The following is a 26,564-nucleotide window of genomic DNA, read 5'->3' as shown; positions in this document are numbered from 1 at the left end:
GCGTGGGCACCGTTCCTCGTTTCCTTCTCAGAGGACGGAACGCACGCGTAACGAGGTTCGTTCCTCACTCGAATAGCCCAACCACGTCAGCACGTCGTCAGTGTGCTCGCCGAGTGCCGGAACCGCACCCGGTGACCACTCGAAACCGGCCACCGGCGGAGGCAGCATCCGGGCCGTTCCGCCAGGAACCCGCACGTCAACCCATGTGTCGAGCTGCGGGTGGGACGGCAGGTCGGTGACCGGGCGGGTCAGCGCGGCAGGCACGTCCGCACCGTCCAGGGTGACCAGCAACTCAGCGGCGGTGAGGTCCGAAAAGGCCTGTTCGAGCAGCTTCTGCAGCTCCGCGCGGTGCTCGACGCGGGACGCCACTGTGGCGAACCTCTCCTGCGGGGCGAGCCCGATCAGGCCGCACAGCCGCTGCCACTGCCCGTCGTTCTGCACCGCCAGGTGCACGGAGCCGTCCGCGCAGGCCACCGGCCCGTACGGCGCGATGCTGGGGTGGTGCGCGCCCGACCGAGGCGCCGCGGCACCCGTCCCGGCGGCGTAGAGCATCGGCTGGTGCATCCACTCGGCCATCGCCTCGAAGAGCGACAACCGCAGCCGCGCGCCTTCACCCGTCCGGCCGCGGTGCAGCAACGCCGCGAGCACCGCGGCCTGCAGCTGGACGCCCGCCGCGATGTCCGCGATGGAGATGCCGGCGCGAGCCATCACGTCGCCCTCGCCGGTCAGCGACACCAGCCCGGTCTCGGACTGCACCAGCGCGTCGAACGCCTTGCGGTCCGCGTACGGGCCGGCCCAGCCGTAGCCGGACAGCTCGCCGACGATCAGCGACGACGGCAGCTCCAGGGCGAGCCGGTCCCACACCCGCGGTGACAGGTTGCACAGCAGCACGTCGGCACGGGCGACGAGCCGGTCCAGCACCTCACGTCCGTCGGGATGAGTGATGTCGAGGGTCACCGACTCCTTGCCGACGTTCGTCCACGCGAAGTACGACGACACCTCGCCGCACGACGAGTCGTAGTGACGAGCGAAGTCGCCCGTCCCGGGCCGTTCGACCTTGACGACCCGAGCGCCGAGGTCTGCCAGCAGCCGCGTCGCGTACGGCACGGCGACGGCCTGCTCCAGGCTCACCACCACGACGCCGTCAAGCGGTCTCAACCACGCGCTCCCCACCGGTGTAGACGTTCATCGAGTCGCCGCGCAGGAACCCGACGAGCGTCATGCCCTGCTCCTCGGCCAGCTCGACCGCGAGCGACGACGGCGCGGACACCGCCGCGAGCACCGGGATCCCGGACATCGCGGCCTTCTGCACCAGCTCGAACGACGCCCGTCCCGACACCATCAGCACCGCGCCGCGCACCGGCACGAGGTTCTGCAGCACCGCCCAGCCCAGCACCTTGTCGACGGCGTTGTGCCGGCCCACGTCCTCGCGCACGACCAGCAGCTCGCCATCGACGAACAGCCCGGCCGCGTGCAGCCCGCCGGTGCTCTCGAAGACCTTCTGCCGGTCCCGCAACGCGTCCGGGAAGCCCGTCAGCGCCTCGGGTGTGACCCTGACCTCGTCGAGCGCGGGGGAGTAGCGGGTCTTGAGCTTCACCGCGTCCAGCGCGCCCTTGCCGCACACCCCGCACGACGACGTGGTGTAGAAGTTCCGCTCCACCCCCGTGTCCGGCGGTGGCACGCCCTCGGCCAGCGCGATGTCCAGCACGTTGTAGGTGTTCATCCCGTCCGGCCCGGTGCCCTCGCAGAACCGCGCGATCGAGATGTCCTCCGACGACCCGATGACGCCCTCGCTGAGCAGGAAGCCGTGCGCGAGCTCCACGTCGTGACCGGGCGTGCGCATCGTGACGGCCAAAGCCTTGCCGTTGACCCTCAGCTCCAGCGGTTCCTCGGCGGCGAGCGCGTCGATCCTGCGCCGACGACCGCTCGGCGACACCCGTTCGACCGCTCGGCGCACCGTCACTCGGCCCATGTGCACATCTCCTTCGGACCGCTATGTTCCCCACCGACCAGGCTACGTGGGAGGGATTCCGGGGCATGGACGACGTCGTGATCGTGGGAGGCGGCCACAACGGATTGGTGGCGGCCGCGTACCTCGCACGGGCGGGGAAGTCGGTCAGGGTGCTGGAGAAGCTGCCGCACGTCGGCGGGGCGGCGGTGAGCGCCTCACCGTGGGAGGGCGTCGACGCCCGGCTCTCGCGCTTCTCGTACCTCGTCTCGCTGCTGCCCGACCGGATCGTGTCGGATCTGGGGCTGAAGCTGGCTCTGCGGTCTCGCGCCGCGTCCTCGTACACACCGAACGGCAGGGGCGGGCTGCTCGTCGAACGTTCGCCCGGCGAGGCGACGGTGAGGTCGTTCGAGGCCGTCTGCGGGTCGCTCGACGACTGGGAGAAGTGGCAGCGCTGGTACGCCGACCTCGAGGTGATGGCCCGGGCGCTGGCGCCGACGCTGCTGGAACCGTTGGTGTCCGAAGAGCATCTGCGCGTGCACGTCGACGCGGTGGTGCGCGGCCGGTTGTGGGAGCAGATCTTCGAACGGCCGATCGGCGCGACGCTGCAGGAGCTGTTCGACAACAACCTGGTGCGCGGCGTCGTCGCCACGGACGCGTTGATCGGCACGCACTCGTCGCTGCACTCGTTGAGCGCCAACAAGTGCTTCCTCTACCACGTGATCGGCAACGGCACGGGGGAGTGGAAGGTCCCGGTCGGCGGCATGGGCGGGGTCACCGCCGAGCTGGAACGGGTCGCGCGCGAGGCCGGTGCCCAGATCATCACCGGCGCCGAGGTCACCTCCGTCGAGTCGGACGGCAAGACCGCCGCCGTGACGTACGGGGGCGAGACGGCCGAGGCCCGGTTCGTGCTCTCGAACGTGGCGCCGTCGGTGCTGGGACGGTTGCGGGGCAAGGAGGTCCAGGACGCCCCCGGCTGCCAGCTGAAGATCAACATGTTGCTGCGGAGGTTGCCCGAGCTGAAGTCCGGCGTCGACGCGCGGCTGGCGTTCGCCGGCACGTTCCACCTCGACGAGTCCTACGACCAGCTGGAGACCGCGTACCTGGAGAGCGCCGCCGGCCAGGTGCCGTCGGTGCTGCCCGGCGAGATGTACTGCCACTCGCTGACCGACCCGTCGATCCTCGGGCCGTCGCTGCGCGGCCACGAGACGCTGACGCTGTTCGGCCTGCACCTGCCGGCGTCGCTGTTCGAGGGCCGCAACACCGAGCTCCGCGACGAACTGGTGAAGCGCTACCTCGACCAGCTCAACGCCCACCTCGTGGAGCCGATCCAGGACTGCCTGGCCGTGGACGCCGCCGGAAACCCGTGCATCGAGGCGCGCACCCCGCTCGACCTCCAGGAGGAGCTGGGCCTGCCGGGCGGCAACATCTTCCACGGCGAGCTCGACTGGCCGTTCGCCGAGACCGACGAGCAGGTCGGCAGGTGGGGCGTGGAGACCGATGTGGACAACGTGCTCGTCTGCGGCGCGGGCTCCCGGCGCGGCGGCGGGGTCAGCGGCATCGGCGGCCACAACGCGGCGCAGGCGGTTCTCGAAGCCCTGTAGGACATTCTTGATGACACCCCGCGTCATCTCTGGTTACAGTTGGCGGCGTGGGGGACTTCTACGGAATCGCCGAGATCGCCGACGCCATGGGGCTCAGTCGGCAGCTGGTGGCTGTCTGGCGCAAGAGACGCTCGCACGGCATCCCGGAGCCGGACGCGGAGCTCGCGTCCGGGCCGATCTGGCGGCGGGAGACGGTCGAGCCGTGGATCGAACGCACCCGCGGCCGCCTGGGCCTCGCGGGCACGCGGGAGTCCGCGAGCAGGAGTCTGCGGCTGCGCACGTGCCGCCGGGTGCTGCGGCTGGCCGCGCTGATGCTCGAGGAACCACAGCGGCCGCGTGTGCTCAACGAGGCGGCGGACCAGTTGCGCGACCTTATCCACGAGGTCGACCAGGCCGCGGACGACGTCGTCGGGGCGCTGCTGCGGGAGCTCATCGAGCCCGTGCGCGACCCGGATGTGCCCGCGGAGTTGCTGCGGGTGCCGGTCATCGAGTCGTTGCCGCTGGTCACGGCCGTGGCGCGCAACTCACCGGACTGGTGACCCTCTAACTCAAGACTTCTATATCAAGGAACCTTGCTAAGGGTTCCTTGATACGCGTACCGTGATGTCATGACCGACGCCCCCATCACCGACCCCAAAGCGCTGCGGGCGCTCTCGCACCCGTTCCGGTGGAAGCTGCTCCAGTGGCTCATCGAGGAGGGCGCTCAGACGGCGACCCAGTGCTCGGCGGCATTGGGTGAGAGCGTCGCGAGCTGCTCATACCACCTGAACATGCTGGCCAAGTACGGCTTCGTCGAAGAGGTCGAGGGTCCTGGCCGGCAGAAGCCCTGGAAGATCGTCCCGAAGCGCCAGTCCATCTCGTCGGAGGGTCTCGAGGGCGAGGCGGCCATGGCGGCCGAGGCGGCGTCGATGGCCTACCTGGACCAGGAGTTCGAGCGCATGCGGACACGCCTGCGCCAGTACGACCTCCTGCCCGAGGAGTGGCGTCAGGTGGTCGGCACCGAGGGGACGGTCAAGTTCGTCACCGCCGAGGAAGCCGTTGCCCTCGTGGAGGAGCTGCGGACTCTCTTCGACAAGTACGACGAGCGCCGGCTGAACCCCGGGCTGCGGCCTGAAGGGGCTCGGGCGGTCAGGTTCTTCCTGAGTCACACGGTCACGCCCGACTGAGAGAAATTGGCTGAAGGAGATCTGGGATGTTCTCGCACCACGACGCGTTTGCTATCGCGAAGTACCGTCAGCAGGACTTCGAGGCCGACGCGGCCGCGCGCCGGCTCGTCAAGAAGTCCGAGGAGGTCGCGCCGAAACCCGAACGACGCCGGTTAAGGCTCTTCGTCCGGGTCCGGCACGCCTGACAGGTCAGGCGGCTTCGAGCCGCACGATCACCGACTTCGACGTCGGCGTCCCCGAGATGTCCGCCTTGGAGTCGAGCGGCACCAACGGGTTCGCCTCCGGGAAGTACGTCGCCACGCACCCGCGCGCGGTCGAGTAGGAGACGATCCGGAACGACTCGGCGCGGCGTTCGACGACGCCCGTCGGGTCGTCCTTCCACTCCGAGATGATGTTGACCATCTGCCCGTCGGTGAACCCCAGGGCCGCGATGTCGTCGGGGTTCACGAACACCACGCGACGGCCGTCCTTCACGCCGCGGTAGCGGTCGTCCAGGCCGTAGATCGTGGTGTTGTACTGGTCGTGGCTGCGCAGCGTCTGCATCAGCAGCCGGCCGTCGGGGATGTCGATGACCGTCAGCTCGTTCGCCGTGAAGTTCGCCTTGCCGGTCGCCGTCGCGAACTCCTGCGAGTCACGCGGCGGGTGCGGCAGCACGAAACCGTCGGGCTGACGCACGCGCGTGTTGTAGTCGGCGCAGCCCGGCACGACGCGGGCGATGTGCTCGCGGACGACGTCGTAGTCCTTCTCGAACTCCTCCCACGCCACGGGGTGCGAGGCGCCGAGCGTCTTGCGCGCGAGCCGGCAGACGATCGACACCTCGGACAGCAGTTGCTCCGACGCGGGCGCCAGCCGGCCCCGTGAGCGGTGCACGACCGACATCGAGTCCTCGACCGTCACGAACTGCTCGCCCGAGTGCTGCACGTCGCTTTCCGTGCGGCCCAGGGCGGGCAGGATCAGCGCGGTCCTGCCGTGGACGACGTGCGAGCGGTTGAGCTTCGTGGAGACGTGCACGGTGAGCGAGCACTGCTCCAGCGCCTTCTCGGTCACCGGGGTGTCCGGGGTGGCGCTGACGAAGTTGCCGCCCATCGCGATGAACACCTTGCCGCGGCCGTGGCGCATCGCGTTGATGGCGTCGACGGTGTCGAAGCCGTGCTTGCGCGGCACGGAGATGCCGAACTCGTTCTCCAGCGCCTTCAGGAAGAACTCCGGCATCTTCTCGTAGATGCCCATCGTGCGGTCGCCCTGCACGTTGGAGTGGCCGCGCACCGGGCACAGGCCCGCGCCCGGCTTGCCGATCATGCCGCGCAGGAACATGACGTTCGTGATCTCGCGGATCGTCGGCACGCTGTGCTTGTGCTGCGTCAGGCCCATGGCCCAGCACGCGATGGTGGCCTTCGAGTCGACGAACATGCCGGCCACGCGGGTGATCTGCTCGCGGGTCAGGCCGGTCGCGGCGATCACCCGGTCCCAGTCGAGCTCGCGCAGGCTCTCCGCGTACTCCTCGAAGCCGTGCGTCTTGGCCTCGATGAACGTCTTGTCGAGCTTGTCCCACTGCAGCAGCAGGTGACCGATGGCCTGGAACAGCGCCTGGTCGCCGCCGACCTTGATCTGCACGAACTCGTCGGACAGCGCGGTGCCCCTGCCGACGACGCCCGCGACGTTCTGCGGGTTCTTGAACCGCATGAGGCCCGCCTCCGGCAGCGGGTTGATCGCGATGATCTTCGCGCCGTTCTTCTTCGCGTCCTCGAGCGCGCTGAGCATGCGCGGGTGGTTCGTGCCGGGGTTCTGCCCGATGACCACGATGAGGTCGGCGAGGTCGAAGTCCTTGATGGACACCGAGCCCTTGCCGATGCCGATCGTCTCGTTGAGCGCCGAGCCGGACGACTCGTGGCACATGTTCGAGCAGTCTGGGAGGTTGTTGGTGCCGAACGAGCGGACCAGCAGCTGGTAGAGGAACGCGGCCTCGTTGCTGGTGCGGCCGGAGGTGTAGAAGATCGCCTCGTCCGGGGATGACAACGCTGTCAACTCGTCGGCGATGAGCGTGAACGCGTCGTCCCAGCTGATCGGTGTGTAGTGCGTCGCACCGGGCCGCAGGACCATGGGTTCGGTGAGCCGGCCCTGCTGACCGAGCCAGTAGTCGGTCTTCTCCCGCAGGCTCTCGATGGAGTGCTCCGCGAAGAACGGGCGCCCGATTCGTCGTTTGGTGGCTTCCTCCGCGACGGCCTTCGCGCCGTTCTCGCAGAACTCGGCCATCTTGCGGTGACCCTGCGGTTCGGGCCACGCGCAGCCGGGACAGTCGAAACCTTCACGCTGGTTGAGCAGTCGCAACGTCTTGACCGTGCGCCCGACACCCATCTGCTCGACCGCGCGGTCGAGCGACACGAGCACGCCGGGAATCCCCGCTGCCCAGGTCTTGGGGGTGGTGACTTCGATCGCGGACTCGTCGACGTCGTGCTGCGGGGGCTTGCTGCTCATGCCTTCATTCAACGCTTATGGACGTCGGCGCCGCCAGCGCCCCCGAAGAACGCGGCGGCGTCGCCCGTCACGGGCCCCAAGGGGTTGAACGGTCCGTGACGGTCAATTGTGATCGCCGTCACTCGTGCCCGGCACCTCTGAAAGAGTGATCAGTCGCAGGTGTTCTCGGCCGGCATCGGCTCGCCCGCGGAGAAGAACCGCCGGTCGTCCGCCGCCATCCCCGACCCCGGCGCGGAGGGCTCGGTGAACTGCGGCGCGAGGAACCCGTCCCGTGCCGCCCCGCACGCGACCGAGTAGTGGAAACCCCGGGCGGACGAGGGCCACAGACCCTCCGGCGTGATCGTGAACGACACCTGGTGCCTGCTCACCGCGACCATCTCCCGCTGACCGCGCAGCTTCGCGGGCTCCGGCGGACGGAAGGCGTAGGCGAACACGTAGTCCGTCGTCACCGTCGGGTAGCCGTCCTTCTCGCCGAGCGTCATCCTGCCCGCGACCTTGATCCCCAGCAGCGTCGTGCCCGCCTTGATCCGGGTGGTCCAGCCAGGGAGGTTCCGCGCGATCTCGTCGCGCACCGGCGGCGCGACCATCGTCAGGAAGTGCTCCGGCCGGTGGTCCACGAGCATCGCCAGGTCGATCCGGGACGCGATGAGCGCCTGGCGGACCTGTCCGAACACCAGGTCGTCTCCCGGCGCGACGATCCCGTTCCCGCCGTCGGCCCACTGCTCGGCGGGCGTGCCGGCGAACGGGACCTCGAGGTTGATCCTCGGCGGCGTCTCCCGCAGCAGGTGCAGCGCGACCAGCACCGCGACGATGACGGCCAGGGAGAGGGCGGACACCGTCCTGTTGTTCACCAGATGACCACGTTCACGGGCCTGCCGGGGTTGCCCGCCGCGTTAGCAGGTATCTCGTTTCAAGTCGAGACCCCCGCCTCCGTAGACTTCACGGCTGTGACTGAACTCGACACCGCAACCCAGCGTCCCGACCTCCCCGCCGCGTGGACTCCGGCGGAGGTAGAGGCGGAGCTGTACCAGCGGTGGGTCGACCGGCGTTACTTCGAGGCGGACGTCAAGAGCGACAAGCCGCCGTTCACCATCGTGCTGCCCCCGCCGAACGTCACCGGGTCGCTGCACATGGGCCACGCCATGAACCACAGCGTGATGGACGCCCTGTCGAGGCGCCGCCGCATGCAGGGCTACGAGGTCCTGTGGCTGCCGGGCATGGACCACGCCGGCATCGCGACGCAGAACGCCGTCGAGCGCGACCTCGCGAAGCAGGGCGTGTCGCGGCAGGACCTCGGGCGCGAGAAGTTCATCGAGCGCGTCTGGGAGTGGAAAGAGGAGTACGGCGGCAAGATCCTCGACCAGATGAAGCGGCTCGGCGACGGCATCGACTGGTCGCGCGAGCGCTTCACCATGGACGAGGGGCTGTCGCGCGCCGTCCAGACGATCTTCAAGAAGATGTACGACGACGGCCTCATCTACCAGGCCGAGCGGATCATCAACTGGTGCCCGCGCTGCCAGACCGCGCTGTCCGACATCGAGGTCGACCACAGCGAGGACGAGGGCGAGCTCGTCTCGATCCGCTACGGCGACGGGGACGCGTCGATCGTCGTCGCGACCACGCGCGCCGAGACGATGCTGGGTGACACCGCGGTCGCCGTCCACCCGGACGACGAGCGCTACCAGCACCTCATCGGCACCGAGGTCGAGCTCCCGCTGACGGGCCGTCGCATCCCGATCGTCGCCGACGCGCACGTCGACCCGAAGTTCGGCACCGGCGCCGTCAAGGTCACGCCCGCCCACGACCCGAACGACTTCGAGATCGGCCAGCGCCACGGCCTGCCGAACCTCACGGTCCTGGACGGCCGCGCGATCATCACCGCGCACGGCCCGTTCGAGGGCATGGACCGGTTCGAGGCGCGTCCGGCGATCGTCGCCGCGTTGCGCGCGGAGGGCCGGATCGTCGCGGAGAAGCGGCCGTACGTCCACTCCGTCGGGCACTGCTCGCGGTGCAACACCGTCGTCGAGCCGCGCCTGTCGCTGCAGTGGTGGGTGAAGGTCGAGACCATCGCCGCGGCCGCGTCCGCCGCCGTCCGCGACGGCCGCACCAAGATCCACCCGGCCGAGCTGAACAAGCGGTACTTCGACTGGACCGACAACCTGCACGACTGGTGCATCTCGCGCCAGCTGTGGTGGGGCCACCGGATCCCGGTCTTCTACGGCCCGAACGGCGAGGTCGTCTGCGTCGGACCTGACGACGAGGTCCCGACCGGTGAGGGCTGGCGTCAGGACGAGGACGTCCTCGACACGTGGTTCTCGTCGGGCCTGTGGCCGTTCTCGACGCTGGGCTGGCCTGACTCCACCGAGGACCTGAAGAAGTTCTATCCGACGTCGGTCCTCTCGACCGGCTACGACATCCTGTTCTTCTGGGTCGTCCGGATGATGATGTTCGGCCTGTACGCGATGGACGAGGTCCAGCCGTTCGACCACGTCTTCCTGCACGGCCTGATCCGCGACCAGTACGGCAAGAAGATGTCGAAGTCCAAGGGCAACGGCATCGACCCGCTCGACTGGATGGACCGCTACGGCGCGGACGCCACCCGGTTCACGTTGCTGCGCGGCACGAACCCCGGTTCGGACATGGCCGTCGCCGAGGAGTGGGCCGCGGGTTCCCGCAACTTCACCACGAAGCTGTGGAACGCCACGAGGTTCGCGCTCGCCAACGGCGCGACGGTCGAGCGTCCGCTGCCCGCCAGGGACGAGCTGACGGCGGCCGACCGCTGGATCCTCGACGAGCTCGACGCGCTGGTGTCCACTGTGGACGCGAACTTCGAGGCGTTCCAGTTCTCCCGTGCCTGCGAGGCGCTGTACAGCTTCACGTGGGACGAGTTCTGCGACTGGTACCTGGAGATCGCGAAGGTCCAGATCGCGGACGGCCGCGCCGAGGCCACGCAGTCCGTCCTGGGCCACGTCCTCGACACGCTGCTGCGCCTGCTGCACCCGTCGATCCCGTTCATCACCGAGACGCTGTGGACGTCGCTGACCGGCGGCGAGTCGCTCGTCGTCGCCGACTGGCCGAAGGCGTCCGGTGCCGAGCGCGACCTCGACGCCAAGGCCGAGGTCGAGGGCCTGAAGAAGCTCGCGACCGAGATCCGCCGGTTCCGGTCCGAGCAGGGCCTGAAGCCCGGCCAGAAGGTCGCGGGCAAGGTCCGCGGCGCGTGCTGCGTCGGTCTGCTCGACCAGGTCCCGTCGGTCCGCGCGATGACGCGGCTGACCGAGCCGGGCGAGGAGTTCACCGTCTCCGCGACGCTCGAGGTCGGTCTGCCCAAGGGCGCGGTGAAGGTCGAGCTGGACCTGTCCGGCACGATCGACGTCGTGGCCGAGCGCAAGCGCCTCGCGAAGGACCTGGCCGTCGCGCAGAAGGAGCTCGAGGGCACGACGAAGAAGCTGGGCAACGAGGCGTTCCTCGCCAAGGCGCCCGCCGACGTCAAGGCCAAGATCGAGGAGCGCAAGGCCACCGCCGAGTCCGAGATCGCCCGCATCAACGAGCGCCTGGCCGCGCTGCCGGAGGCGTAAGCACCGTGGAAACGAACCTCGACGAGTTCCTCGACGTCGAGAACGAGCTGAACCAGCGCTGGCCCGAGACCAAGCTCGAGCCGTCGCTGGACCGGATCAAGGCGCTCGCGCACGTCCTGGGTGACCCCCAGAACTCGTACCCCGTCGTCCAGTTGACGGGCACGAACGGCAAGACGTCGACGTCGCGGATGGTCGATGCGCTCTTCACGCGCATCGGCCTGCGCACCGGCCGGTTCACGAGCCCGCACCTGCAGCTCGCGACCGAGCGGATCAGCCTCGACAACATGCCGATCTCGCCCGAGCGCTACGTCGAGGTCTACCGCGACATCGAGCCGTACGTCGCGATGGTCGACTCGCAGTCCGAGATCCGGATGAGCAAGTTCGAGGTGCTCACCGGCATGGCCTACGCGGCGTTCGCCGAAGCGCCGGCGGACGTCGCCGTGGTCGAGGTCGGCATGGGCGGCACGTGGGACGCGACGTCCATCGTGGACACCCGCATCGCCGTGCTGACCCCGATCGGCGTCGACCACACCGAGTACCTGGGCAACCGTCCCGAGGACATCGCGGTCGAGAAGTCCGGCATCATCAAGCCGGGCTCGGTCGCGATCATCGGCGAGCAGACGCCCGAGGTCATGAAGGTGCTGCTGACGCGCGTGGCCGACGTCGACGCCACCGTCGCGCGCTTCGGCAGCGAGTTCGGCGTCGTCTCCCGCGCCGTCGCGGTCGGCGGCCAGCTGATCACGTTGCAGGGCCTCAGCGGCGTCTACGAGGACATCTTCCTGCCGCTGCACGGAGAACACCAGGCGGCGAACGCCGCGCTGGCGCTCGCCGCCGTCGAGGCGTTCTTCGGCGCGGGCCCCGACCGTCAGATCAACATCGACGTCATCCGCGAGGGCTTCGCGTCGGTCGTCACGCCGGGCCGTCTCGAACGCGTCCGCTCGGCGCCGAACGTGTTCGTCGACGCGGCGCACAACCCGCACGGCGCCGCCGCTCTCGCCAAGGCGCTGGAGTCGGAGTTCGGCTTCCGCAAGCTGGTCGCGGTCGTGTCCGTGATGGCAGACAAGGACGCCGAGGGCATCCTGGCCGCGCTGGAGCCGGTGGTGCAGGAACTGGTGATCACCACCAACTCCTCCCCGCGCGCCATGGACCCGGACGTCCTGGCCGGGCTGGCCGTCCCGATCTTCGGCGAGGACCGCTTCGAGGTGCGTCCCCGTCTCGTGGACGCCATCGAGGAGGCCATCCACCTCACCGAGGACGAGCAGTCCGGTGGCGGCATCATCGTCACCGGTTCCGTCGTCACCGCGGGCGAGGCCCGCGCGCTGTTCGGAAAGGAGCCGGCATGACCACCCCGGCCCCTCTGAAGAAGGACCCGATGAAGGCGTTCCGGGGCATCATGGCCGGAACGCTGATCCTTGAGGTCATCGTCGTCGCCCTGGCCCTGCCGGTGATCGCGAAGCTGCACGGCGGCGTCACGTCCCTGGTGGGCTGGGTCGCGTTCGGCTTCATCGCGGTGTTCATCGCGATGTGCGCCTTCGTCCGCAAGCCGTGGGCGATCGGTGCCGTCGTCGGGCTGCACGTGCTGCTGATCGCCAGCTGGCTGCTGCTGCCCGCGATGGGTGTGATCGGCGTGATCTTCGGACTCGTCTGGGCGTACCTGCTGTGGCTGCGCAAGGACCTGCTCAAGCGCATGGCCGAGGGCCGTCTCCCGGCCCAGCAGCAGCCGCAGTCCTGACGTGGTCCGGCGACAACGGTCGCCTTGTCGGGGTTCACCCGATCGTGCTTGGAAGCGGGACGGGTCCCGCGACCTGGCGCTATGCTCCTTCGCGCACGTTTCCGCGGGAAGGGCACTGGGGATGAGCGGGACCAAGGTCGATCTGGAGACGCTTCGTGCCGCCATCAAGGAGTACGAGTCGATCCGCGACGAGCTGGTCATGTACCACCAGGCCGGCCACATCATGACCATGGTCCAAGGTGCGGGCAAGGACATGCCGAGCCAGGTCTACGCGAACTGGGCGCGGGCGACGGGCACGGCCCACCAGCGCTCCAACACGCAGTTGCAGGCGGCGTTGACCACCCGGATCGACAACCTGAACGCCACGCTGCGGCAGTACGAGCAGACTGAGCAGGGCAACGAGGACAACCTCCAGTAGAAGGACAGAGCTGTTGCGCATCCGAAGCATCGCCGTCGGCGTCGCCGCTCTCGCCCTGCTGGCCGGGTGTGGTGGCAGCGGTGGTACCGCCGGCACGCCGACGACCGCCTCCGAGCCCACGAGCACGGGCACCGGCGGTGCAGCGCCCGAGGTCGAGAACCCGCTCGACGTCAAGGCCTTCGAAGCTGACCCGTGCAGCACGGTCACCGCTGCTCAGGTGCAGGCGTTCGGGCTGGCGGGAGTCACCGGCAGGGTGAACACCGCCGCTCCGGGAGCGGCGTGCGTGTGGCTTGGTGCGAGCACGCCGGCGAAGATGTCCCCCGGGCTGGGAATTCTCCCGGACGGCACGAACCTCGGCACGGTCCTCCAGACGAAGGACACGGCTTTCGAGACTTTCGAGTCGCAGCCGGCGATCCAGGGATACCCCACCTATCTCACCCTCGTCGCGGACACCCGCAAGAACGGCGACTGCGCGTTGCTGGTCGCGGTGTCCGAGGAGAAGGCCGTCACCTTCACCATCCAGGCCACGCAGGGCAGTCCCAGGTTCGCCGACCCGTGCGCGGCCATCACCGAGTTCGCGAACCTCGCCATCACCACGCTGAAGGCAGGTGCGAAATGACACAGCCCGCGCCCAGCTGCTTCACCGAGGACACCTCCCGCGCCGAGGGTTTCTCCGGAGCGGAGATCTACTCCCAGATGACCAGCGGGCCCGGCACCGGATCGGCCACGAACGCCGCAGCCGCCGCCACCCGGCTGGAGACCAGCTACGCCGGCATCGAGGCCCGTCTCAAGCGGGTCGGCGAGACGCTCGGCGAGGCGTGGAGCGGGGCGAGCGCGGACGCGGCCCAGGCCGCCGCCAACCCGATCAACCAGGCCATGATCCAGATGCAGGACGCGCTGAAGCAGGCCGACCGCTCGATCTCCAACCAGATCCACCAGTTCACCCTCAACAAAGGTCAGCTGAAGAACATGCCGGCGTCCAAGCCGGACACGAACCTGTGGGACGACGCGACTCCGTGGGACACCGACACGGAGGACAAGGTCAACAGCTACAACGCCGAGGAAGCCCACAACCGGGGTGTCTACAAGGAGTTCCAGAGCGCCAGCAACACCAACCGCGGTGAGTTGCCCAAGGAGTTCCCCGGCGTCCTGACCGACACGCTCATGGTGGAGATCGCCGACACCGGCGGCGACAACGGCGAGGACAAGACGTCCAACAACACCACGACCACGCGTTCGTCGAGCACCTCCAGCACCTCCTCGACCAGCACGCCGCCGAGCACGACCGGCACCGGCTGGACCGCACCGACCACGAACGGCGACCAGACCACCACGAGCTGGGCCGGCACCACGGACACCACGACCACGAGCACCACCGGCAAGCCCGACACCGTCACCACCAAGCCCCCGGTCGGCAGCGTCATCGACAGGCCGAACAACACAGGCCTCCCGCCCGTCGGCGTGCCGCTCCGCCCGACCACCGGCGGCCCCAACGCCCCCAGCGGCCCCAACGGTCGCGGTGGCGTCGGCGGCCCTGGTGGCGGCGGTCCCGGTGGCGCGGGCAAGTTCGGCGGCGGCGGTGGCGGTGCGGGCGGCGCCGGCAAGTTCGGCACCGGCGGCCTCGGTGGCAGCGCGACCGCCGGCGCGGCCGGTACCTCGGCCCAGCAACCCGGCGGCAAGGCCGGGGTGTTCGGCGGCATGGGCGAGACCGCGGCCGGTGCGCGTGGTGGTGCGGCGGGCGCGGCCGGAAGAGCCGGTGCGACAGGCATGGGCGGGATGGGCGGCCACGGGCAGAAGGGCCAGGGCGAGGACGACCTGGAACACAGGTCCGCCGACTACCTCATCACCGAGGAGAACACGAACGAGATCATCGGCGACATGCCGATGGTCGCTCCGCCGACGATCGGGGGGTGACGTGCTGCGGTCGTCCATCCAACTGTCCGACCTCGCCTTCGACGTGCTGTGGAAGCAGGAGGGGCTGGGGGAGTACCACCCCGCGCTCTCCGTCGAGTCGCCCGGTCAGACCGAGGACGAACGCGTGCTCATCGAGCGCGACGTCATCGGTGAGCTGCGCCGGGTCGGGCTCGACCACCCGGACGTCCGGGGGACGCTGCACCTGATCGCCAAGGCCGAGCACGACTACTCGGCCTGGATCGCGGTCACGCCGCAGGAGACCAGGCCCGTCGTCGTGGCGGCGAACGCGCGGCACGGCGTGCTCGCGTTGCACGACAACGGGTTCGTGCAGCTGCACCCGATCCGGCCGGAGAACGCGCCGGAGGTCCTCGCGATGCAGCTGCCGGACGTGCCGGCGGGCCGCGGCGCGTCGATCAACGTGCGCGCGACCGAGATCAACGTGCACCAGCCGGGCAAGGCGTCGCCGTCGATCTCGTTGCGCCAGCTGCTCGCCCAGCCCCGCAACGGCACGGCGAAGCTGTACGCGGCGAAGCGCGAGGGTGATGCCCGGCAGCGCGCCAAGACGTTCCTCACCACGATCGACTTCGAGGACGGCCGCTGGCTCGTGGTCAAGTACACCGACGAGAACCAGCAGACGTGGGTGCACGCCACGCCCGCGTCGCGCCAGATCATCACGGACTGGCTCAAGCGCCTGGAGTAGGGCCGCCGCCGCTGAAGTTCACCTCGGGTTCGGCCGGTGGTCAGAAGCGGCGACTAGAAACCCGCGCATGACCTTCGACCGTCGTACGTTGTTCAAGGCAGGCGCACTCGGCACGGCCGCCGCGTTCGTGCCGAGTGGCGTCAGCCTCGCGAAGACCGACCGGCCGATCCTCACCCACGGCGTGCAGTCCGGTGACGTCACGTGGGACGGCGGCATCGTGTGGACGCGCGCCGACCGTCCCTCGCGGATGCTCGTCGAGGTGTCCAACGACCCGAAGTTCCGCTTCTCCCACCGCGTCCGCGGTCCGCTGCTCACCCCGGAGACCGGCGGCACCGGGCAGGTCAGGGTGTCGAGCCTGCTGCCCGGCCGTCCCGCGTACTACCGCGTCACGGCCGAGGACCTGCACGGCCGCACCCGCAGCGAACCCGTCACGGGCAGCTTCACCACGGCCCCGCTCGGCCGCGAGGACGTGCGGTTCGTGTGGTCCGGTGACGTCGCGGGCCAGGGCTGGGGCATCAACCCGGACATCGGCGGCATGCCGATCTTCAAGGCCATGGCCGACCGCAGGCCGGACTTCTTCGTCCACAGCGGTGACAGCGTCTACTCCGACGGCCCGATGCAGGCGAGCGTGACGCTCCCGGACGGCCGGATCTGGCGCAACGTCGTCACGCCGGAGAAGTCCAAGGTGGCCGAGACGCTCGACGAGTACCGCGGCCAGTTCGCCTACAACTTCCTCGACGACAACGTGAAGCGCTTCGCGTCCCAGGTGCCGGTCTTCGCCCAGTGGGACGACCACGAGGTCACGAACAACTGGTACCCGGGCGAGATCCTCGACAGCCCGCTCTACACCGAGAAGCGCGTGGACGTGTTGGCGCAGCGGGCTTTCCAGGCGTTCCACGAGTGGATGCCGATCGACCAGAAGCGCGCGGTCGACGGTCGCGTCTACCGGAAGTTCTCCTACGGCCGCAACGTCGAGATCTTCGTGCTCGACATGCGCACCTACAAGGACCGCAACACCTCGCCCAAGGACAAGCCGGGCGTCATCCTCGGTGCCCGGCAGGCGAAGTGGCTCGTCGACGGCCTCAACCGCAGCACCGCCACGTGGAAGATCATCGCGGCGGACCTGCCGATCGGCCTGACCGTCCCGGACGGTGCCGACGTCGAGGGCGTCGCGAACGGCCTGCCGGGCGCTCCCAACGGCCGTGAGCACGAGATCGCGTGGGTGCTCAGGGAGCTCAAGCGCCGTCGCGTCCGCAACACCGTGTGGCTCACCGCGGACGTCCACTACACCGCCGCGCACCACTACTCGCCCGACCGCGCGGCCGCCGGCGACTTCGACCCGTTCTGGGAGTTCGTGTCCGGCCCGCTGCACGCCGGCGCGTTCGGTCCCAACACGCTCGACCCGACGTTCGGCCCGCAGGCCGTGTTCGTGCACGCCCCGCCCGCCGCCAACACCACGCCGCTGGACGGGTTCCAGCACTTCGGCGAGGTCAGGGCGTCGCAGCACGAGCTCACGGTGTGGCTGCGCGACGCGACAGGCGCCTCGCTGTGGTCCAAAACGCTCAGGGCTTCCTGACGCGAGACGTAGTGTCGGTGGGTGCCCATCTCGTTCGACACCTCCGGCTTCCGTCAGCTCGACCAGAACACCTGGCAGCACCCCAGCGGTGACCAGGCCGAACTGGCCTACTACGGCCTGGTCCCGGACCTACCGGCCGGGCTGGACGACCTGCCGAGGCTCCGGCACGACCTCGCCCTGGTCCACGGCGAGACCGGCTGCCTGATCGAGGCCCACGTCGTCCAGCTCGGAGGGGCGCCGACGCTGCTGCGGATCGTCAAGATGCCGCTGCCGAACCAGCCGCACGGGCAGATGTTCGTCGCGTCCTTCACCATCCCGAAGGAGAACTGCAGCGCCGTGCTGCAGCTCGGTGCGGTGGAACGCGGCATGACGGGCACGCGGGAGGCCATCCTCGCGGCTGAGATCGGGTTCCAGAACTGGGCCAAGCAGCACCCGTACGCGCCCGAGCTGGAGGGCGTGCTGCCGTTCCACGCGGGCGACGATCCCCGTCACGACGCGAGGTTCCCCGACCACCCGTTGTCCCGCGTGCGGGCGTGGGCGCACCACGTGGTCCGCACGGCACGGGTGGATCCCGGGTTCGCCTCGCTGCCGCCGTTCCGGGGCCAGACGCCGCCACCAGCACCGGTCGAGCCCGGTCAGACCCTCGTCACCGCGCTGCCTAGCCTGCCGGTCAGGGACTTCGTCGGTCTGCAGATCGGCGAGCAGACCACGTACTGGCGCACGAGCGACCCGAAGCTCAAGGAGATGCTCGGCCTCGGTCTCATGGGGCGTTCGCCGCTCGCCGAGACGAGGTTCCGCGACATGCTCCTCATCGACGTCGAGACCGGCGAGGCGATGATCCCCGACCGCTTCACCACCAACGGCCAGATGACCGCGCACAACACGCGCCTGCAGCAGGTCTCGCTGCCCGAGGCCGACGCGTCGCTGTCCGACGACGACGTCATGGACGCCTTCAAGTGGGCAGGCCGGATGGCGGGCGCGGCGGCGGAACGCGGTGAGTTCCTGTCCCTGGAGCCGATCGAGAACCAGGACGAGCAGGCCGATCCGCACATCCTCCTGGCCGTGCAGCAGCACGAGGGCCGGCAGATGGCCATCGCCCAGTTCTCGCCACCGCCGTCCGAGGGACCGCTGGCGGGCGCGCCGAGCCGCAGCGCCCCGGCCACGCCCGAGTCCGTCGAGGGCATCGGCGTGATCGCCGGTCTGGCGGTCAACGAGTGGCGCTCGCATCCGCTGAAGATGGCGATCACCTACCGGCGTCCGGCGGGCTGATCGCAAACATTTGCAGTACCCGACGTATTGTTTCCCGCTGTTTGTCGTGGTTTCGTGCAGCAACCCTGCAAGAGTTTGCGACAAGGAGGTCGCGATGCGTCGGGTCGTCGCCGCGCTCGCTGCACTGGTTTTGCTCCCCCTGACACCCGTTCAGGCCGTTGCCGCACCACCGCAACGCCTGGCCGTGGGGGAGGTGGTGGACATAGCGCCCGGTGTGCGCGACGGGGACGCGAGACTCGCGTTGCCGCCCAAACGCGATGACCTGCGAGGCGAGCGCTTCTACTTCGTGATGCCCGACCGGTTCGCGAACGGAGACCCGGGCAACGACCGGGGGCGCTCGAAGGCCGCCGAGCACGGCTTCGACCCCGCCGACAAGGGCTTCTACCACGGCGGTGACCTCAAGGGCCTGCACCGCAAGCTCGACTACCTCGACGGCATGGGCATCACGGCGATCTGGATGACGCCGATGTTCCTCAACCGCTGGGTGCAGGGCGACAGCGCGGGCTACCACGGCTACTGGACGCTCGACTTCACCAAGCTCGACCCGCACTTCGGCACCACGCAGGAGATGCGCGACCTGATCCGCGACGCGCACCGGCGTGGCATCAAGGTCTTCTTCGACATCGTCGCGAACCACACCGCCGACGTGATCAAGTACGCCGAGAACAAGACCCAGTACGTCTCGACCGGCGCCCAGCCGTACCTCGACGCGAGCGGCAAGCCGTTCGACATCGCGGACTACGCGGGTCGCAAGGACTTCCCGAAGCTCGACGCGCAGAAGTCCTTCCCGTACACGCCGGTGAAGGACGGCCCGACGAAGTACCCGTTGTGGCTCAACGACTCCACGCTCTACCACAACCGCGGCGACTCGACGTTCTCCGGCGAGTCGAGCGAGCAGGGCGACTTCTCCGGCCTCGACGACCTCATGACCGAACACCCGCGCGTGGTCAACGGCATGAAGGACATCTTCACCAGCTGGATCGACACGCTCGACATCGACGGCTACCGCGTCGACACCGTCAAGCACGTCAACCTGGAGTTCTGGCAGGCCCTCGCGCCGCACGTGAAGCAGTACGCGAACCGCAAGGGCAAGAAGGACTTCTTCGTGTTCGGCGAGGTCTTCGACTCCTCGCCCGAGAACACCTCGAAGTACACGACCGACGGCCGCATGCAGGCCACGCTGGACTTCCCGTTCCAGAGCAGCGCGCTGAACTTCCTGTCCGGCAAGGGTTCCCAGCGTCTGGGCGAGGTCCTGCTCGACGACGACCGCTACACCGACGCCGACTCCAACGCCTCGTCGCTGCCCACGTTCCTCGGCAACCACGACATGGGCCGCATCGCGTGGATGATCCGCAACGACCGTCCGGGCATCACCGACGCCGAACTGCTGGAACGCCTCAAGCTCGGCAACCAGCTCATGTACCTGTGGCGCGGCAACCCGGTCGTCTACTACGGCGACGAGCAGGGCTTCGCGGGCACGGGCGGCGACAAGCTCGCACGTCAGGACATGTTCGCCTCCAAGACGCCCGAGTACGTGGCGGAGAAGCTGATCGGCTCCGACCGCACGGGCGCCGTCGACAACTTCAACACCTCCCACCCGCTGTACCAGCAGCTCAAGGCCCTGGCGGCGCAGGTCGACAAGGACCCGGTGTGGCGTGACGGCAACCAGGTGCTCCGGTACGCCGACGGCGACGTGTTCGCGTTCAGCCGCATCCTCGGCCGCGAGCACCTCGTCGTCGCGAACGCCGGCACCTCGCCCGCGACCGTGACCGTGCCGGTGTCCTCCGCGGGGTTCGAGAACGCCGTCGTGCAGAACGGCCGCGTCACGGTGACCGTGCCCGCGCTGTCGGCGTTGGTGCTCAAGGGGACCGGCGACGTCGTGAAGTCGAAGCCGGCACCCGTGCTGGTCGCCCCGGCCGCCGGGACCGTGCTGGACGAGCGCGTCGAACTGCGTGCGGACGGCATCAGCGCGCCCAACGCGGCCGCGACGTTCGCCGCCCGCGTCGAGGGCACCCGCGACTGGACCGTGCTCGGCACCGACGACGCCGCCCCGTACCGCGTGTTCGCCGACCTCTCCGCGCTTCCGGGCGCGGCCGTCGGCAAGCGCGTCGAACTGCGCGTCGTCGCGAAGTCGGGCGAGATCGGCGCGGACGGCGCGTTCGTGTCGCTCGTGGCCGCGCCGCCGCTGCCGGACCCCGGCACGAAGAACCCGGACTGGCTGGTCGTGCACTACGCGCGCGACAACTACGACGGCTGGGGCCTGCACGTCTGGGGCGACGTCGAGACGCCGACCGAGTGGAGCACTCCTCTGCCGTTCGCGGGAGAGGACGCCTACGGGCGCTTCGCGTGGGTGAAGCTGAAGCCGGGTGCGAAGTCTGTCGGGCTCATCGCGCACAAGGGTGACGAGAAGGACACGTCCGTCGACCGGTTCGTGGACCCGAGCGTGACGCCCGAGGTGTGGCTGAAGCAGGGTGATCCGGCCGTGCACCCGTCCGAGCAGGCGGCCACGGGCAAGGCGGTCGTGCACTACGTCGGTGACGCCACCGGTGCGGTGGTGCGCGTGTCCGGACGTGGGGACGTGCCGTTCACGAACGGCATCGCGGAGCTCCCGCCCACCACCGACTTCTCCGTCGTGCGGGGCACGACCGTGGAGGCTTCCGGCAAGTTCACCAGCGGCCACGCGTGGGTCGCCGGTGGCAAGGTGCACGCGTCGCTCGCCGCCGCCGAGAACCGGGCGGTGATCCACTACAACCGCCCGGACGGCGACTACACCGACTGGACGATGTACCACTGGACGGGCTCCGCGGAGCCGTCACCGGGCTGGAACCAGTCGCGGGTGCCGGACGGGCGCGACCAGTTCGGCGTCTACTGGTCGGTGCCTTTGGCGGCCGGCGCGGCGGGTCTGAGCTACATCGTCCACCGCGGCGACACCAAGGACCCCGGCCCCGACCAGTTCCTCGACCTGGGACAGAAGGGCAACGAGGTGTGGCAGCTGCAAGGGAACGAGACCTACCTGCTTCCGCCCAACGCCGGCCCGGCCGCCGATGACGACCTGACCAAGGCCAAGGCGATCTGGATCTCGAAGGACAAGGTCGTCTGGGACGTCCCGTCGGTGCAGTCCGACGGTTACCGGCTCGAGTACGGCTCGAAGGTCCTGCGCCTGTCGCCCACGACCGAGGAGGTGCCGGCCCAGTTCCCGCACCTGCGCGGCAAGCCGGTGTTCGCCGTGCGCGGGTTCGTGGACGAGGCGTTGCGGGACAAGCTCTCCGCCGTGCACGTCGACGCGGGCGGAGCGATCCGGCACCGCACGAGCGTGCAGATCGCGGGCGTTCTCGACGACCGTTATGCCGCTGCCGCGACGAAACTGACGTTCGGGCCGACGTTCGACCACGACCGCGCGTCGGTCAGGCTGTGGGCGCCGACGGCGTCCAACGTCAAGCTGCGCCTGTTCGACCAGCCTTCGGGTGAGCCGCGGAAGGTCGTGCAGCTCAAGCGCGACGACGCTTCGGGGTCGTGGACCGGCACGGGTGACTGGAAGAACAAGTACTACCAGTTCGAGGTCACCAACTGGCAGCGCACGGTCGTGGTCACCGACCCGTACTCCGTGGCTCTGTCGGTGAACTCGACGCACTCGCAGTTCGCTGACCTGAAGGACGGCCGGACGATGCCCGCCGGGTGGTCCCGGGACGTCGCGAAGGGCATGGGCGGCGCGATCACCGAGCTGCACGTGCGGGACTTCTCGATCAACGACCAGTCCGTCCCGGAGGCGGATCGCGGTACGTACAAGGCGTTCACGCACCGCGACTCGACGGGCATGAAGCACCTGAAGACGCTGGCCGCGGCGGGCATGGACACCGTGCACCTGCTGCCGACGTTCGACATCGCGACCATCCCCGAGAAGCGTTCCGAGCAGGCCACGCCCGCGTGTGATCTGAAGGCGTTGCCCGCGGACTCCGACCAGCAGCAGGCCTGCGTCGGCGCGGTGGCCGGGCGTGACGGCTTCAACTGGGGTTACGACCCGTTCCACTACGACGTGCCCGAGGGCTCGTACGCCACGGCGGACGCGCAGAACGGCGCAGCTCGCTCGAAGCAGTACCGCGAGATGGTGAAGTCGTTGCACGACAACGGCAACCGCGTGGTCGTGGACGTGGTCTACAACCACACGGCGGCGTTCGGCGACGCGGCGACGTCCGTGCTGGACAAGGTCGTGCCCGGCTACTACCAGCGGCTGAACCTCGACGGCTCGGTCGCGAACTCGACGTGCTGCGCGAACACCGCGACCGAGAACGCCATGATGGGCAAGCTCGTCGTGGACTCGGTGGTGCGCTGGGCGCGCAACTACAAGGTCGACGGGTTCCGGTTCGACCTGATGGGCCACCACCCGAAGGCGAACATCCTCGCGGTGCGGGCCGCCCTGGACGCGCTGACCGTGGAACGTGACGGCGTGGACGGGCGCAGGATCGGCGTCTACGGCGAGGGCTGGGACTTCGGCGAGGTCGCCGGCAACGCCCGGTTCGAGCAGGCCACCCAGGCCAACATGGCCGGGACGGGCGTCGGCACGTTCAGCGACCGGCTCCGGGACGCGGTGCGCGGTGGCGGTCCGTTCGACGACGACCCGCGCGTGCAGGGGCTCGGTTCCGGGCTGGCCGGGGACGTGAACTCGTCGCCCGCCAACGGGAACGTGGCTCAGCGGCTGGAGAACTACAGCGACCTGGTGAAGCTGGGCATGGCGGGCAACATGGCCTCGTACCGGTTCCAGTCGACGGCAGGACCCGTGGTCTCCGGTCGGGACGTTCAGTACAACGGTTCTCCCGCCGGGTACACCGGGCAGCCGTTGGAGGCCATCACGTACGTCGACGCGCACGACAACGAGGCGTTGTTCGACGCGTTGATGTACAAGCTGAAGCCGGAGACCTCGATGGCCGACCGCGTGAAGATGCAGACGGTCTCGCTGGCACCGGCGTTGCTCGGGCAGGGGCGGCCGTTCGTGCACGCGGGCACCGAGTTCCTGCGCTCGAAGTCGTTGGACCGCAACAGCTACGACTCGGGCGACTGGTTCAACGCCTACGACCCGTCGTTGCGCGACAACGGTTTCGGCCGCGGGCTGCCGCCGAAGGCCGACAACGAGGCGAAGTGGCCGTACGCGAAGCCGTTGCTGGGTCTGGCGAAGCCTTCGTCGTCCGACATGAAGGCCTCACTGGACGCGACGCTGGAGCTGCTGCGGATTCGCCAGTCGTCGCCCCTGTTCTCGCTGGGGTCCGCCGAGCTGGTGCAGCAGAAGGTCTCGTTCCCGGCAGCGCAGTCCGGCCTGATCGTCATGCACGTCGACGACACGGTCGGTCTGGACGTCGATCCGGCACGTCGCGGGCTGGTCGTGGTGATCAACCCGTACCCGACGGACCAGGCCGTCACGCTGCCCGCCGGCGACTGGAAGCCGCTGACCAGGGAGAAGAAGGCGGGAGCCGCGCGGTCGGTCGTGGTGCTGGAGCGATAGTCCCGCTGAGAAATAGTTTTGTTCGAGAATAGTTTGCTACCGTTGGGTCCATGGGCACGACGGGGTGTACTGACCTGATGATGCTGCTGCATCGGACGGGGCACGCGCTCGAGACAGAGCTGACGGCGAGGCTCGCGGAGATCGGACTGACTCCGCGGGCCCGCTGCGTGTTGTCGAGCGCGCTGGACGCGGAGCTCACGCAGACCGAGATCGCGGACCGGATCAGCATCGACAAGACGACCATGGTCGTGACGATGGACGCCCTCGAGTCCGCCGGGTACGCCGAGCGCAAGCCGTCGCCGACGGACCGCCGCGCCCGCGTCGTGGTGGTGACCGAGGCCGGCCGCGCGATCGTGGCCAAGGCGGACGACGTGTACTCCGACGTCGTCGGCAGCGTGCTGGGCTCGTTGCCCGACGCCGAGCGCGAAGGCATGGTCAACGGCCTGACGCGCCTGGTGGAAGGCCGTTTGAGCGCTCCTCCCGCGTGTGAGAGGCCGCCGCGAAAACGTGCTCTGCGTCATGCGGTTGGGTAGAAGATAGTCCCGTACAAAACTATCTGTTACGGTTCCTCTTATGACTTCAGGGGGATCGAAGACCGACGCGCGCTGGCTGGCGCTGATCGTGCTGTGCGCAGGGATGTTGATGATCGTGCTGGACCAGACGATCGTGAACGTCGCGCTGCCCGCGATCGCGGAAGACCTCGAGTTCGGCCAGGCGGGGCTCGCCTGGGTCGTGAACGCGTACCTGATCGCCTACGGCGGTCTGCTCCTGCTCGCGGGCCGTCTCGGCGACCTGATCGGGCACAAGAAGGTGTTCCTGATCGGCCTCGGCGTCTTCACCGTCGCCTCGCTGCTGTGCGGGCTGTCGATGAGCGCCGAGATGCTGATCGTGTCGCGTTTCGTGCAGGGCGCGGGCGGTGCGCTGGCCACGTCCGTGACGCTCGGCATGGTCGTGACCATGTTCCCCGAGAAGGACGAACAGAGGCGCGCCATCGGCATCTTCAGCTTCGTCGCTGCTGCCGGCGCGTCCTTGGGTCTGCTGCTCGGCGGCGTGCTGACCGACGGCATGTCGTGGCACTGGATCTTCTTCGTGAACATCCCGATCGGCATCGTGGCCGCCATTGCCGCCGTGCGTCTCGTGCCCGACTCCGTCGGCCTCGGGTTGCGTGAGGGCGCGGATGTCCTGGGGGCGCTGCTGATCGTGGCCGCGGTGATGCTCGGCGTCTACACGATCGTCAAGGCCGAGCACTACGGGTTCGGCTCTGCGCACACGCTCGGGCTTGGCGCCGTGGCGGTGGCGTTGTTGGTGGGGTTCGTTGTGCGGCAGAGGACTGCCGCGAAGCCGTTGCTGCCGTTGAGGGTGTTCAGGTCTCGCAACGTGACCGGCGCGAACCTGGTGCAGATCTCCATGGTCGCCGGCATGTTCGGGCTGTTCTTCCTCGGCACCTTGTACATGCAGCTCGTGCTGCAGTACACACCGCTGCAGATCGGGCTGGCCTTCATGCCCGTCGCCGGTGCCATCGCGGTGTTCTCGGTGTCGCTGTCGGCTCGGCTGAACGCCCGGTTCGGTGAGCGCAACATGCTGATCGTCGGGTTGCTGTTCATGCTCGTCGGCATGGTGGTGTTCACGCAGGTGCCGGTGGACGGGTCCTACGTGGCCCACATCCTGCCCGCGGTGGCTCCACTGGGCGTCGGGCTCGGGTTGTCGTTCCCGGCCTTGATGACGTTGGCGATGTCCGGTGCCTCGCACGACGAGGCAGGGCTGGCGTCCGGCCTCGTGAACACGACCGCGCAGGTGGGTGGCGCGTTGGGGTTGGCCGTGCTGGCCACCACCTCCACGAGTTACACGTCGTCGTTGCTCGCCTCCGGGGTCGGGCGGCTGGAGGCGCTGACGTCCGGGTTCCACCTGGCGTTCTGGATCTCGGCCGTGCTGGTGGCGGTGGCCCTGGGGCTGGCGGTGTTCGTGCTGCGACAGGTCGCCGTCGACCGCTCCGAGCAGCCCGTGCTGGTGCACTAGTGGTCGGCTAGCTCTTCTCGCTTCCAGACGTCCTCGGTGCGCAGGATCTTGAACTCGCGGTCCTTCGCGTCGAGGACTTTCAGGAAGCCCGGGCTGGTCTCGAAGACGTAGACCTCCTGGGCGTCGTTGATGCGTTCCTTCGGGACCCACGGGGTGCTGACGACCGCCGCCACCGCCAGCGCGGAGCCCGCGAGGATCCAGGCGAACCACTTGAGGACCCAGCGGGCGTTGCGGATCGCCAGCACCATGGCCGCGCCGATCGCCACCGCGCCCAGCGCCAGCCACCAGCGGTGGTAGGTGAGGGTGTGGGAGACCATCAGAGCGATCAGCACGATCAGGGCGAGGAGCGCTGTCGTGTGTGGACGCTCCGGGTCCTTCCGGGTGCGGAGGTAGTAGAAGAACGTCGCCGGGGTGACGATCATCAGCAGCACCGTGCTGATGCGGTCGTCGGCCATGAACGTGCCGAGGAACAAGCCGGGGGCGTCGTCCAGTTCCAGCGTGTGGAGCAGGGCGAAGGCGGTGTGCCAGTCGTAGTGGGAGACCGCGAGGAGCCGGAGGAGGACGAACAGTACGGCCGCGCCGGTCACCGCGGACCCCGTGTGCTTTGCACTCACGCTGCGCACTATCGCAGGTGTGGCGTTCGCTACCCTGTCGTGCACATCCCGTACTTGTTTTGA

21 protein-coding genes are annotated in these 26,564 nt (G+C 68.9%); 16 read left to right on the top strand and 5 right to left on the bottom strand.

The features are described from left to right. Positions 1-27: 27 nt before the first annotated feature. Positions 28-1,158, bottom strand: coding sequence for a CaiB/BaiF CoA transferase family protein (locus tag ACWF7A_RS41770; RefSeq protein ID WP_452256001.1), 1,131 nt, complete (start codon positions 1,156-1,158; stop codon positions 28-30). Then, on the bottom strand, positions 1,145-1,972 hold the full coding sequence (gene fdhD / locus ACWF7A_RS41765) for a formate dehydrogenase accessory sulfurtransferase FdhD (protein ID WP_452256000.1): 828 nt from the start codon (positions 1,970-1,972) through the stop codon (positions 1,145-1,147). The genes ACWF7A_RS41770 and fdhD overlap by 14 nt, the downstream gene beginning before the upstream one ends. 65 nt (positions 1,973-2,037) lie before the next feature. On the opposite strand from fdhD, the gene ACWF7A_RS41760 reads away from it, so the two are divergent. From ACWF7A_RS41760 to ACWF7A_RS41745, 4 genes are all read left to right on the top strand, one after another. Further along, positions 2,038-3,552, top strand: coding sequence for a phytoene desaturase family protein (locus ACWF7A_RS41760; RefSeq protein WP_452255999.1), 1,515 nt, complete (start codon positions 2,038-2,040; stop codon positions 3,550-3,552). 47 nt (positions 3,553-3,599) lie between these two features. Then, on the top strand, positions 3,600-4,091 hold the full coding sequence (locus ACWF7A_RS41755; protein WP_143139052.1) for a hypothetical protein: 492 nt from the start codon (positions 3,600-3,602) through the stop codon (positions 4,089-4,091). 69 nt (positions 4,092-4,160) lie between these two features. After that, entirely contained in the window at positions 4,161-4,718 is a 558-nt protein-coding gene (locus tag ACWF7A_RS41750) for a helix-turn-helix domain-containing protein (RefSeq protein WP_452255998.1), read from the top strand. Between the two features lie 26 nt (positions 4,719-4,744). After that, positions 4,745-4,903 (top strand): hypothetical protein, encoded by a 159-nt coding sequence (locus tag ACWF7A_RS41745; protein ID WP_452255997.1) that lies wholly within the window; start codon positions 4,745-4,747, stop codon positions 4,901-4,903. A 4-nt stretch (positions 4,904-4,907) separates the two neighbouring features. On the opposite strand, the gene ACWF7A_RS41740 is transcribed toward ACWF7A_RS41745, so the two are convergent. Continuing rightward, positions 4,908-7,193 carry an FdhF/YdeP family oxidoreductase gene (locus ACWF7A_RS41740; protein ID WP_452255996.1) on the bottom strand — a complete coding sequence of 762 codons (2,286 nt, stop codon included), beginning with the start codon at positions 7,191-7,193 and terminating at the stop codon, positions 4,908-4,910. A 149-nt stretch (positions 7,194-7,342) separates the two neighbouring features. Further along, complete coding sequence (locus ACWF7A_RS41735) at positions 7,343-8,044, bottom strand: hypothetical protein (protein WP_452255995.1); 702 nt, start codon at positions 8,042-8,044, stop codon at positions 7,343-7,345. Positions 8,045-8,140: 96 nt separating this feature from the next. Between ACWF7A_RS41735 and ACWF7A_RS41730 the strand changes: the two genes are divergently transcribed. The 12 genes from ACWF7A_RS41730 (at position 8,141) to ACWF7A_RS41675 (ending at position 25,887) form a co-directional block, all read left to right on the top strand. After that, positions 8,141-10,768: a valine--tRNA ligase gene (locus tag ACWF7A_RS41730; protein ID WP_452255994.1), complete on the top strand. Its 2,628-nt coding sequence runs from the start codon at positions 8,141-8,143 to the stop codon at positions 10,766-10,768. 5 nt (positions 10,769-10,773) lie between these two features. Next, positions 10,774-12,111 carry a bifunctional tetrahydrofolate synthase/dihydrofolate synthase gene (gene folC, locus ACWF7A_RS41725; protein WP_452255993.1) on the top strand — a complete coding sequence of 446 codons (1,338 nt, stop codon included), beginning with the start codon at positions 10,774-10,776 and terminating at the stop codon, positions 12,109-12,111. Continuing rightward, a complete protein-coding gene (locus tag ACWF7A_RS41720) occupies positions 12,108-12,500 on the top strand; it encodes a DUF4233 domain-containing protein (protein ID WP_452255992.1) in 393 nt (130 codons plus the stop codon). The genes folC and ACWF7A_RS41720 overlap by 4 nt, the downstream gene beginning before the upstream one ends. Positions 12,501-12,621: 121 nt before the next feature. Then, the gene (locus ACWF7A_RS41715; RefSeq protein ID WP_452255991.1) at positions 12,622-12,918 is read left to right on the top strand and encodes a PE domain-containing protein; all 297 of its coding nucleotides are present in this window, start codon (positions 12,622-12,624) and stop codon (positions 12,916-12,918) included. Between the two features lie 13 nt (positions 12,919-12,931). After that, positions 12,932-13,537 (top strand): DUF3558 domain-containing protein, encoded by a 606-nt coding sequence (locus ACWF7A_RS41710; RefSeq protein ID WP_452255990.1) that lies wholly within the window; start codon positions 12,932-12,934, stop codon positions 13,535-13,537. Continuing rightward, positions 13,534-14,832: a PPE domain-containing protein gene (locus tag ACWF7A_RS41705; protein WP_452255989.1), complete on the top strand. Its 1,299-nt coding sequence runs from the start codon at positions 13,534-13,536 to the stop codon at positions 14,830-14,832. Before ACWF7A_RS41710 ends, ACWF7A_RS41705 begins: the two co-directional genes overlap by 4 nt. A 1-nt stretch (position 14,833) precedes the next feature. Further along, entirely contained in the window at positions 14,834-15,532 is a 699-nt protein-coding gene (locus tag ACWF7A_RS41700) for an ESX secretion-associated protein EspG (protein WP_452255988.1), read from the top strand. A gap of 67 nt (positions 15,533-15,599) precedes the next feature. After that, a complete protein-coding gene (locus tag ACWF7A_RS41695) occupies positions 15,600-17,108 on the top strand; it encodes an alkaline phosphatase D family protein (RefSeq protein WP_452255987.1) in 1,509 nt (502 codons plus the stop codon). Positions 17,109-17,129: 21 nt separating this feature from the next. After that, the gene (locus ACWF7A_RS41690; RefSeq protein ID WP_452255986.1) at positions 17,130-18,377 is read left to right on the top strand and encodes a hypothetical protein; all 1,248 of its coding nucleotides are present in this window, start codon (positions 17,130-17,132) and stop codon (positions 18,375-18,377) included. Positions 18,378-18,471: 94 nt separating this feature from the next. Continuing rightward, positions 18,472-23,871: a pullulanase-type alpha-1,6-glucosidase gene (pulA, locus tag ACWF7A_RS41685; protein WP_452255985.1), complete on the top strand. Its 5,400-nt coding sequence runs from the start codon at positions 18,472-18,474 to the stop codon at positions 23,869-23,871. A gap of 80 nt (positions 23,872-23,951) precedes the next feature. Next, complete coding sequence (locus tag ACWF7A_RS41680; RefSeq protein WP_452255984.1) at positions 23,952-24,404, top strand: MarR family winged helix-turn-helix transcriptional regulator; 453 nt, start codon at positions 23,952-23,954, stop codon at positions 24,402-24,404. A 40-nt stretch (positions 24,405-24,444) separates the two neighbouring features. Beyond that, positions 24,445-25,887, top strand: a complete 1,443-nt coding sequence (locus ACWF7A_RS41675; protein ID WP_452255983.1) for a DHA2 family efflux MFS transporter permease subunit — start codon at positions 24,445-24,447, stop codon at positions 25,885-25,887. Here ACWF7A_RS41675 and ACWF7A_RS41670 read toward each other — a convergent pair. Further along, on the bottom strand, positions 25,884-26,501 hold the full coding sequence (locus tag ACWF7A_RS41670) for a hypothetical protein (protein WP_452255982.1): 618 nt from the start codon (positions 26,499-26,501) through the stop codon (positions 25,884-25,886). The genes ACWF7A_RS41675 and ACWF7A_RS41670 overlap by 4 nt on opposite strands. Positions 26,502-26,564 lie beyond the last annotated feature (63 nt).

It is taken from the genome of Lentzea sp. NPDC055074, assembly GCF_053608005.1.
Note: the sequence above shows the minus strand (reverse complement) of the source record. Positions and strands in the feature narration are given on the sequence as shown.

Coding starts and splice junctions, on each gene's coding strand:
- ACWF7A_RS41695 (WP_452255987.1), top strand. CDS start 15,600: ATGACCTTCGACCGTCGTACGTTGTTCAAGGCAGGCGCACTCGGCACG.
- ACWF7A_RS41715 (WP_452255991.1), top strand. CDS start 12,622: ATGAGCGGGACCAAGGTCGATCTGGAGACGCTTCGTGCCGCCATCAAG.
- ACWF7A_RS41680 (WP_452255984.1), top strand. CDS start 23,952: ATGCTGCTGCATCGGACGGGGCACGCGCTCGAGACAGAGCTGACGGCG.
- ACWF7A_RS41705 (WP_452255989.1), top strand. CDS start 13,534: ATGACACAGCCCGCGCCCAGCTGCTTCACCGAGGACACCTCCCGCGCC.
- ACWF7A_RS41675 (WP_452255983.1), top strand. CDS start 24,445: ATGACTTCAGGGGGATCGAAGACCGACGCGCGCTGGCTGGCGCTGATC.
- ACWF7A_RS41745 (WP_452255997.1), top strand. CDS start 4,745: ATGTTCTCGCACCACGACGCGTTTGCTATCGCGAAGTACCGTCAGCAG.
- fdhD (WP_452256000.1), bottom strand. CDS start 1,972: ATGGGCCGAGTGACGGTGCGCCGAGCGGTCGAACGGGTGTCGCCGAGC.
- ACWF7A_RS41740 (WP_452255996.1), bottom strand. CDS start 7,193: ATGAGCAGCAAGCCCCCGCAGCACGACGTCGACGAGTCCGCGATCGAA.
- ACWF7A_RS41760 (WP_452255999.1), top strand. CDS start 2,038: ATGGACGACGTCGTGATCGTGGGAGGCGGCCACAACGGATTGGTGGCG.
- ACWF7A_RS41720 (WP_452255992.1), top strand. CDS start 12,108: ATGACCACCCCGGCCCCTCTGAAGAAGGACCCGATGAAGGCGTTCCGG.
- ACWF7A_RS41750 (WP_452255998.1), top strand. CDS start 4,161: ATGACCGACGCCCCCATCACCGACCCCAAAGCGCTGCGGGCGCTCTCG.
- pulA (WP_452255985.1), top strand. CDS start 18,472: ATGCGTCGGGTCGTCGCCGCGCTCGCTGCACTGGTTTTGCTCCCCCTG.